This window comes from Vibrio sp. 10N.222.55.C6 (assembly GCF_041473395.1).
Classification (GTDB): domain Bacteria; phylum Pseudomonadota; class Gammaproteobacteria; order Enterobacterales; family Vibrionaceae; genus Vibrio; species Vibrio crassostreae_C.
Genome location: NZ_JBFRSD010000009.1, coordinates 1 through 9,712, shown reverse-complemented (window position 1 = coordinate 9,712; position 9,712 = coordinate 1). Strand labels below are relative to the sequence as shown.

Genomic DNA, 9,712 nt, shown 5'->3' with positions numbered 1-9,712 from the left:
CAATCGAAATCGAATGTTCTTAATCGAAGCCGAATGTTATTAATCGCAACCTGATGATATTCAAGTATATCGGATAAAAGGAACTGGCTCTATTACTCTTCCGAGTGAGCTTTTACTCACGATAGACAAATCACAGTCGACGGCCAAAACCTGATTTCGCCTGATTAACAGGCACAAAAAAGCGGACACCCTCCTTACGTTAACTCCGTAAGTAAAGTGTCCGCTTTAACTGAATATAGCTTAAAGCAGGATGAAAATACCCGCTAAGCATGCACTCATTAGGTTTGCTAGCGTACCAGCAGCTACAGCTTTCAAACCTAAGTTTGCAACTTCAGCACGGCGCTCTGGTGCCATAACACCGATTGAACCTAACTGAATCGCGATAGAACCAATGTTAGCAAAGCCACATAGAGCAAAAGTCACGATCACTTGGCTATGTTCAGATAACAGAGCTTTGTTCTCAACGAAGTCGATGAAAGCAACAAACTCGTTCATAACGATCTTCTGACCGATGTAAGAACCCGCCATCAATACTTCGTCACTTGGGATACCGATCAGCCATGCAAGAGGCGAGAACAGGTAACCAAAGATAGCTTGTAGCGTAATACCCGCAAAACCGAACGTTTCACCTAGGCTTTCTAGGCCAGTGTTGACCATCGCAATCACACTCACGAAGGCAACCAACATAGTACCAACCGCTACCGCAACCTTCATACCGTTCATCGCGCCGCTTGCCAATGCATCAATCACGTTGCTTTGGTCAGCTTTATCGAGCTCAATGTGGTCGTAGTCACTTGGTGTGCTGCGCTCAGGAACAATGATCTTCGCCATTAACAGGCTACCCGGAGCCGCCATAAAGCTTGCAGCGATAAGGTATTTAAGCTCAACACCAAGGCCAGCATAACCACCAAGTACACTACCCGCTACCGACGCCATACCACCTGCCATTACAGCAAACAGTTCCGAACGAGTCATAGACTTTAAAAAGGGACGAATAAGAAGAGGAGACTCACCCTGAGAAAGGAAGATATTACCTGTAGCAACCAGAGATTCAGCTTTACTTGTACCCAGCAGTTTTTGCACCGCTCCGCCCAAGATTTGAATCACTTTTTGCATAACGCCTAAGTAATAAAGCGCAGAAATCAAAGCACTGAAGAAGATAATGATTGGAAGCACGCGAACCGCGAAAATGAAGCCTTCAGTAGCAAGGTCACCGAAAAGGAATGCGATACCAACGTCTGCAAAACCAAGCAGGCTAGAAACACCATTACTTAGGCTTGTTAGCGCCAATTGTCCCCATGGGAAATACAAGACTAAGGCTGCAAAACCGATTTGAAGTAATAGTGCACGAGAGACCGTTTTCCAGTTAATTGAAGAACGACTTTCAGATAACAGGTACGCGCAAGCAATCAGTGCAAGAACACCGACAAAACCAAATAGAATATTCATAATGTGTCCTAGTAACCCTTAAAGAGTGAACATGAGCCAAGCAAATGACATCAAAGGAACAGGACAAAGAACCGCAAGCAAAACGCTACGCGATGAAGGAGCTAACAGGGTTAGCGAATGTAACAACGAGTTGTTCATGTAAAAAATCACCTTATACAAGCAGTGGAACGTAGCTGGTCCGGTCCGTGGGGTCATTCACATATCCATGTGACGGCTTGTATTGGCTAAGCACCGGCTTAAAACCGGAAAAGAAGTATAAACAGTTAAGTGAGACTTTCATCACATTTTTTGACGCAAACGATCGCGCGGTCATAAAGCGTACAAATCGAACTACTTCTCGCAATAATTAATTTTTCCAGCAAGAAATAATGCAAAAAAACCATCATTAAAATAAAAAGCCACAGAGTGTGGCTTTTTCAAAATATGAGATCAAAGTGGGAATAACTAGTTTAGCAGGGCACTTTTCACTTCAGCATCTCGGAATATCTCTTCAAAACGCTGTTTGTAGATCAGTTGCATCTCATTGATGATTGCACCACCATCAGGTACATCATTCTCGCCTTGGAAATTTTTGCTGAGTAGCTTATTACCAGCTTCATCATAGATAATCACATTAACGTTGTACCAAGAGTTATCCGTAAATGCGTGGAAGTCATACTTCCACTCATTCAAGACAAACATCATCGATTTGTTGTCGAATGCTTTCATCTGCTCAGCAACCTTGGTGATATCCTCTTCAGGCGTCGTCTCAACCGACTCAACAGCTACTTGCTGTTTTTTCAAGCCTGCGACCAATCTGTCAGTCAAAAATTGAGACATTGGCTGCTGTGTCGCCGTGTTGTAGGTATAAGGAATACCTAACGAACTGCGAATAATTCCCTCAAATTTTGGCTCTTTATCATGATCGAGAACGTATGGTCTCTTATCGATTACAGCGACGGTCAACGCTTTTTCCTGTGGAACTTCATTGAGTTGAGGCGCACTTTGTTCTGCTGTTAATACCGTTGCACAACCAGAAAGCCCTAACGATACTGCAGCGAGCAGTAAACTGACGAGTTTTTTCATAGATTTACCTATCTTATTGTTTTGAATAGGCTGTTCTAACAAAAATCGACTTAATGAGTAAACATTCATAAAATCAATATTTTACATAATTGTTATTTATATAAATTCGCTCACACATCGGGTTAAATTTATTGAGTCATCAGTCAATAACAAGGGTTTGTAACGGAACGTTATGAAATGAACAGATTATGTTCAAGCTATCAAGCAAAAGCACAAGGACATCGGCGCGTACTATGTTCTGGCACCAAAAATTGCGATGCCTCATGCTCGCCCTGAAGATGGTGTGAACGAAGCATCACTGCAAGTAACGGTATTCAAAAAGGGTGTTGATTTAGAGTCAGAAGACAACGGTGACGTTTACCTTTCGATTACTCTGGCGGCGATGGACTCAGATAGCCACATCCATACGATTATGGCGCTATCAGAGTTGTTACAAAATGATAATGACATTGATGCCATCATCGCAGCGGAAACTGAGCAAGCGATCATCGAGATCTTAAAGCGATACTAATCTCGATATAAAGATCCTGATAAGCCCCCATGAAAAAAGCGATAGCCCTCGGCTATCGCTTTTCTGTTTCTGGTGCTTGGTCATTTCTCATCGAATATGAGTTAAGGCATCACACCTAGAAAGCATTCAGTGGCGTTAAAACGCGTACATTCGTTTGTCTGTCGATAATTCAAAGCAATATTGCGCGTGTTTATTAAGGCACTCAAACACTTCTCGATCCAACTTAAAGTTATCAACGTGGTCCCTCAAAATAGCGAGAGTCTCTTCTAACGTCATGCCTCCACGATAAGGTCGAGACTGAGTTAGCGCTTGAAACACATCCACCACAGCAACAATTCGACTGGGTTGATCCAACTCTTCCGCCGTTTTTCCCATTGGGTAACCCGAACCATCTAACCTTTCATGATGATCAGATGCCCACTGACAAACCTGAGGTGAACTGAACAACTCCTGCAATGCGAATCGAGTGTCCGTTGCATGGCGTTTAATACAGCAATACTCTTCTTCAGTGAGTAAATCCGGCTTATGCAGAATGTCATTAGGGGTTTGCAGTTTACCGATATCATGGACTAACCCAGCCAGATAGAGTTTGCGCTGAGTGGTGTAGGAATAACCCAGCTGTTTGGCGAGGTATTCTGAAAGCTGCCCAACCTTTAAAGAGTGCTTAAAGGTAAACGAACTTTTGGTATCAACAACATTGGCGATAAACTCGGCAAAGGCCACCGTCTCATCCAGCGACATTTGCTGGGAGAAAAATGGCACAGGTTCAAAGTTATCCCTCATGTTCTCGATGTATGGAATCTCCATAGAAAACCAGAAGTCATCCAAATCAACCAACTCGCACATGTGTTGCACAAGGTTGGTTTCGAACATCTCATCCGCTTGTTCAGTCAAACGTTCAATGATGCTCGCTTTGCCATCTGGTGTTAGGTTTCCATAACGATCAGAAGAGGTTATGCCGTATAGATAATCGACTCTATCGGCAAGCATCACGATGGCAGCTAGTTCTCTTTCTAACTCGCTGATATGAATAGCCCTTAGCTCAGACCACGGAGTATGGTGATAAAGAACCGGCTTAGCGAATATAGAAAGAACCGGGCACTCTTTTAGAATTTGGTACCCCTTTTGACAATGGTGGTAACTCGAGTCAGGAATGAACCCTGAAACCAAACTACGCTGCTCGTCAATTTGCGATACACCGCAGTCGTGAATTAACCCCAATGAGAACGCGAGCTGCGCTTGCTCTTCTTCCCACCCCACACTCAGAGCACATCGATACGCGATATAGCCCACTCTCTGTCCATGATTTTTACTTTCGAAACCGACGTTATCAAGCGCCTTAGCAATACCGAATAGAGCCTTCCTTAAGTCCACGGTCACGTCCTGGCAATGTTGATTCATTATTTAAGCCTAGCATTTTTATATTTTTTATATATTTAGGCCGCTAATACTAATGCATAGCTAATGATTATATACACAACTATTGTAAGGTTTAATGAGTTTCGTGATAGAACCAACGTATCACGAAAAATCCGTGCTACAAATGGTTGCATATTAAAAATCATGCGACATTATAGCCTGCCGACTAAGATTCGCTTAAATAAGCAGCCATAAGAAAAGGAAAGACATGTTTAAAACGGTTATCGACAACGAACTCTCCATCGCATTGGTTGAAGAGAGCTTCGCTTCTCACTACGCGGAAATCTCACAAAGCCAGAATGAGTACCTAAGTCAATGGCTCGTGTGGCCGCCACATTGTAAAACCGAGCAAGACTTTAGGATCTTCATCCAACGCTCGCTACACGATTATGCGGAAGGGAAAAGCATGACCTGTGCGATCGTGTATCAAGACAAGGTCGTCGGTAACTGCAGTTTCAATACTATTGATCATGATAAGCAAAAGGTGACGATAGGTTATTGGTTATCTGAGACATACCAAGGAAAGGGGATTGTGACGCGCGTTGTCCAGAAGCTGATTGATATTGCTTTCAATGAGTTAGATATGGAAAAGGTAGAGATATCAGCCGCAACCGGTAACCAAAGCAGCCGCAAGGTTTGTGAGCGCTTACATTTCACGTTAGAAGGTATTATAACTCGTAACGAGAACTTGAATGGCCGCATCGTAGACCACGCTATTTATGGACTTCATCGCTCTAAGCTCTAAGCTCTAAGCTCTAGGCTCTAGGCTCTAGGCTCTAGGCTCTAGGCAGTAGTAACTAAGAAGTCACTCGCTTGTAAATCGGAATATAACAAAGCCACGGTATTAGTCGGTGGCTTTGTTATTTGACGAGCCTGAAGAGCTCTTGAAGCTGCAGCTTATGCGATCTTAGGAATCACGATACTGAACTTGGCGCCACCATAGTTGCTGTCGTCGATTTTGATATCCCAAGAAAGTTTTTTAGCCGCCGATAGAGCAATCGCGAGGCCCAACCCCAATCCACCGTTGGTCGACGTTCTGCTTGAGTCTAGTCGAGAGAACGGAAGGAATACCTCATCACGCCTATTCTCTGGTATTCCAGAACCATTGTCTTCAATCACCACCAGCCAGTTTTCTGAGTTCTCATCCAGCGTCATCCACACTTTGTCTTGTGTGTAATTACCCGCATTCTTGAGAACGTTATCGAACACCAAGCGTGCCATTGAGCAATCACACTTAATCTTGCACTCTAGCTGTACCTTAGATTCAAAGGTGGCATTGTCTAGTTTCGAGTAACGAATTCGGTCTAGGCAATACTCACGAAGATCGGAGGTCACTTTAACGAGCTCAAAGAAAGAGTTATCCATGACATTCAACTTCGACAGCATGATGATTTCTGACGTGAGCTCGTTGATATCCTCAATGTAGGTATCAATGTCATCGAAAAGAACCTGATGATTATCGGGGGCTCCCCTTCTTAGGATATCGGTCGCCAGTTGAATACGACTTAGCGGAGTTCGTACTTCGTGTGGGATAGCTTGAGCGAAAATATGACTTTGTTTTACTTTGCTTTCGATCTCTTCAGCCATGAAGTTAAAACTGCTGGCCAAATCAGAAACAGGATGGATGTCGTCCATGTCAGATCGAGTACTAAGCTTGCCCTTACCAAACTGTTTCTGCTTCTCGACGAGCAACTCTATTCTTTCTTGAAAACGCCTCACAGGTAAGTAAACACTTGCTCCAATCGCCACAATCACAGCCAACAACAGCCCTAACAAAAAGTGTCGTTCTGAGTCTTCGTACCATTCAATGTCAGGAGAGAAAAAGTCCCCTACCTCACTGAACCCAAAACTGAATTTAGAGTTTGGTAGCTGAAACACGGTCGAATAGAGGTTGTCATCACTTAGATATATCGGCACACCGTTTAAGGTTGTGTATAACTCACATTGTTGGCAAGGCGCCTCGCCCGACCAATTCTCCAACAGGCGTAAATTGAAGATATAAAATTGTTGGTAGCCTGTTCTATCGAGCTCTTTATAGAGTGAGTTTTCTTGATTGTGTTGACGAACATACTGCTCCGCAAAGTAGATGCCATCATTGAGGAAGGTTTCGATCTCGGTGCGTCGCATGTACCCCTCACCAAGGTTCAAGAACAAAAATATCGTTGCCGACATCCCAGTCACAATCCCAAGGTATAAGCGAGCAAACATCGAAACCGAGCGAAGCTTCGTAGCAATGAACTTACGCAACCAGCATGTACCCCTTGTTGCGAACCGTACGAATCAACTGTTTGTCTTTTGCGTGAATGCGCAGCTTTCGGCGTAACCCAGACACGCGCATATCAATCGAGCGGTCGTTGAACGCGTAATCTATCCCTCTAAATAACTGACAGCACTGGTCTCGAGTCACGACCTGACAGATGTTATTAACGAGAAGGTTTAAGATTTCAAATTCAGCAGAAGTAAGCTTGAGGTTTTGGCCGTAGAGCGTGGCACTTTGAGCAGAGCTGTTGATTACAATATCGCACTGTTTTTCAGCCGTAGTTTCTTGCGCAGTTTTTACGGGAGTCGCTCGACGCAATAACGCTTCAATTCGCGCTAACAAGGCATGGCCACGAATCGGTTTGGCAACGTAATCGTCCGCACCAAATTTAAACAAGCTGACCTCGCTCATTTCATCGGCGGAAGCCGTTAGCACTAAAATCATTCCATTGTAAAACTCACGGGCTTGACGGCAAATTTGCGCGCCGCTCATCCCTGGAAGCATCAAGTCCAACAGCACTAAATCAGGTTCAATACTACGGATCGCTTCAAGTGCCAAGTTCCCTTCATGAACAACGCTAACATTGTAACCTTCAGCTTCGAGGTAAAGCGTCGTTAGACGAGCTATCTCTTGGTCATCTTCAACAATGAGCACTTTGGTTTTCGACATTCCTATCACCAGTATTTATTAAAATCGAAGGCAGTATATATACTGGTAATAGATCATCAATATTGGAATCAGAGCCCTACATTTACCGTACGCAAAACATAGTAATCACTTTTGTACATACACGTTTACAGAATAGAGAACCAACAACCGGTGCGCCTTGGTTTATCAAGGTTTCCTCCTTCAGAGCACACCATTTTGATGTGCAAGGAAAGTGGCTCTTTGATAAAAGCGAACTGCTGCTAAACCTAACCTGTACAACAAAGCAAAAAGAGAAGCTGATAAAAGCCAGATACAACGCAGAACACGACTGTTTAACGGAGCTTTATAATCGCCGTGGGATCAGCAACCTTCTAGAAACCAGCATTGCCTATCGCTCACCGTTTGAATTGATGTTTGTCGACCTTGATGGCTTCAAATTAGTTAATGACACTTATGGGCACACTGTCGGAGACCAACGACTCAAACAGGTTGGTGAACGCCTTAAACAGTTGGTTGATGAGAAATGTATGATAGGGCGATTTGGTGGCGACGAATTCATTGTGATTGCCCACACCTGCCGAAATCAAAATATCCCACTACTTTGCTCTCGCATCATTGATGCCTTAAACCGAAGTTTCCATATCAGAGGCATCGGCAGTTTATCTGTCGGTTGCAGCATAGGTACCGCGCATTTCCCTGATAACGCGGTTGACCAAGAAACATTGCTAAAGCAAGCGGGTATGGCGATGCATCTTGCAAAAGCGAATGGTCGAAACCGCTTCCAAACGTTTACCCCAGACTTAGCACAAACCCTGCATCGCAAAGTAGAGATCCGCCATCGACTGGCACGCGCCATAGAAAACGACGATCTCAACCTTCACTATCAACCGATCATGAACACCAACAGCGACAAGGTGAAAGGGTTTGAAGCCTTGCTTCGATGGTCAGACAAAGAGCTAGGTAACATAGGCCCTGATGAGTTTATTAGCTTAGCGGAGGAGACGGGGCAAATTGTACCGCTCGGGAAATGGGTTCTGAACTCTGCACTCAAACAGCTATCGATATGGCAACGTGAGTTTGATAGTGAGTTGATGATGAGTATCAATATTTCGAGTATTCAGATGCACGCGACCTTTGCCGAGCAGCTATTAGCAATGTTGAACTTCTACAATATCCAACCTCAAAGCATCGCCCTTGAGATCACCGAATCTTCCATGATCTTCAAGCATGGTGAAGTCAGGCAAGCGTTAAGCGATATTTCTAAATTGGGCGTAGAGCTTCACCTTGATGACTTTGGCACAGGCTACTCGTCACTGTCGATGTTGCATGACTTACCGATTAGCACCGTGAAACTCGATAAAAGCTTCGTCCACGGTTCACACAAAGGGAGCAAAGCGATTGTCCAAGCCACCCATGCTATCTGTGAAAAATTGGGGCTAAAAGTGGTTGCTGAAGGTGTCGAAACCGAAACGCAAAAAGCGTTCTTAATCGATTGTGGATACCAGTATCTTCAGGGATTTTTATTTAGTAAACCAATTCCCTCAAATGAAGTCGAAAGTCAGTTTTTGAATGGTCGACAATCCTACAATTAAAGACTTATTTATCAATAAATTAAGTCGTTTGAATGCTTCCTAAACAATCGGCTGCTGTGGGTGTGTACGCTTACGTATGCTTACATAGCATTTAACAGTAAGAGGAAATAATTAAGCTATTGTTTATAAAGAAAATTACTTAGAAATTCACACAATAAAACACCAAACCATTATACCCACTAACTGTAATGACTTTGGTATTTAGATTACCCTCATTCCGTCCCTTTAGCAGAGCAAATAATCGGTAACCATGAACAGACAAAACGGCTTCACTCTTTTAGAACTCATCATCTCTGTATTAATTTTAGCGATCGTTTCGGCGACAGCTATGGTCAAGTTCTTAGACGTTCAAGGAAGTGCTCGGGCGAGTAAAATACATGATGTGGCTGGTAACCTTCGCACGGGTATCGATATGATCTACGCGAAGTCAGCGATTGCTGGCGTTGAGGATGAGTGCAACTATGTTGAAAAGACGGAGATTGAGACCTACTACGTTTGTCATGGTTACCCAATCGCCTATGTTGACTCACTAAGAAGACTGCTCAATATCGACGCAACAGAGCTTCATGTCATCAACAAAGAAGTAGACTCTGGCAGCAATGCAGAAAGAGTAGCCGCCATCTCTTTCGACACCGAAAACTACACCTATTCGCCAGAAGGAGACTTTTGTCAGGTGCTTTATCAGCCAGAAAAAGAACCACAGATCGTGGTGCTTGATGGTGCATGTTAAATACTCAACGATTGCACGCGGCGTTGTTGCCTAAATCA

At 43.8% G+C, this 9,712-nt stretch carries 7 protein-coding genes and 2 pseudogenes; 4 read left to right on the top strand and 5 right to left on the bottom strand.

The genetic code is table 11. From position 1 onward, the window contains the following. Positions 1-240 precede the first annotated feature (240 nt). Positions 241-1,449 (bottom strand): NupC/NupG family nucleoside CNT transporter, encoded by a 1,209-nt coding sequence (locus tag AB4486_RS08680; protein ID WP_017060598.1) that lies wholly within the window; start codon positions 1,447-1,449, stop codon positions 241-243. A 444-nt stretch (positions 1,450-1,893) separates the two neighbouring features. Beyond that, a complete protein-coding gene (locus tag AB4486_RS08675) occupies positions 1,894-2,514 on the bottom strand; it encodes a hypothetical protein (RefSeq protein ID WP_017060596.1) in 621 nt (206 codons plus the stop codon). Between the two features lie 187 nt (positions 2,515-2,701). Here AB4486_RS08675 and AB4486_RS08670 point away from each other — a divergent pair. After that, a pseudogene (locus AB4486_RS08670) lies at positions 2,702-3,025 on the top strand (PTS sugar transporter subunit IIA); the annotation flags it as partial. 135 nt (positions 3,026-3,160) lie between these two features. Here the strand turns inward: AB4486_RS08670 and AB4486_RS08665 are convergent. Beyond that, the gene (locus tag AB4486_RS08665; RefSeq protein ID WP_017060594.1) at positions 3,161-4,426 is read right to left on the bottom strand and encodes an HD-GYP domain-containing protein; all 1,266 of its coding nucleotides are present in this window, start codon (positions 4,424-4,426) and stop codon (positions 3,161-3,163) included. A 226-nt stretch (positions 4,427-4,652) separates the two neighbouring features. On the opposite strand from AB4486_RS08665, the gene AB4486_RS08660 reads away from it, so the two are divergent. Further along, the gene (locus AB4486_RS08660) at positions 4,653-5,189 is read left to right on the top strand and encodes a GNAT family N-acetyltransferase (RefSeq protein WP_050633186.1); all 537 of its coding nucleotides are present in this window, start codon (positions 4,653-4,655) and stop codon (positions 5,187-5,189) included. Positions 5,190-5,341: 152 nt separating this feature from the next. Here AB4486_RS08660 and AB4486_RS08655 read toward each other — a convergent pair whose 3' ends face one another. Together AB4486_RS08655 and AB4486_RS08650 are read right to left on the bottom strand one after the other, a co-directional pair. Beyond that, complete coding sequence (locus AB4486_RS08655) at positions 5,342-6,691, bottom strand: sensor histidine kinase KdpD (protein WP_065584997.1); 1,350 nt, start codon at positions 6,689-6,691, stop codon at positions 5,342-5,344. Further along, positions 6,684-7,373 carry a response regulator transcription factor gene (locus AB4486_RS08650; protein ID WP_017060591.1) on the bottom strand — a complete coding sequence of 230 codons (690 nt, stop codon included), beginning with the start codon at positions 7,371-7,373 and terminating at the stop codon, positions 6,684-6,686. The genes AB4486_RS08655 and AB4486_RS08650 overlap by 8 nt, the downstream gene beginning before the upstream one ends. Before the next feature lie 182 nt (positions 7,374-7,555). Here AB4486_RS08650 and AB4486_RS08645 point away from each other — a divergent pair. Both AB4486_RS08645 and AB4486_RS08640 read left to right on the top strand, forming a co-directional pair. Next, positions 7,556-8,944: pseudogene (locus AB4486_RS08645) on the top strand (putative bifunctional diguanylate cyclase/phosphodiesterase); the annotation flags it as partial. A gap of 250 nt (positions 8,945-9,194) precedes the next feature. After that, complete coding sequence (locus AB4486_RS08640; RefSeq protein ID WP_017060589.1) at positions 9,195-9,674, top strand: type II secretion system protein; 480 nt, start codon at positions 9,195-9,197, stop codon at positions 9,672-9,674. The last annotated feature ends 38 nt before the right edge of the window (positions 9,675-9,712 follow it).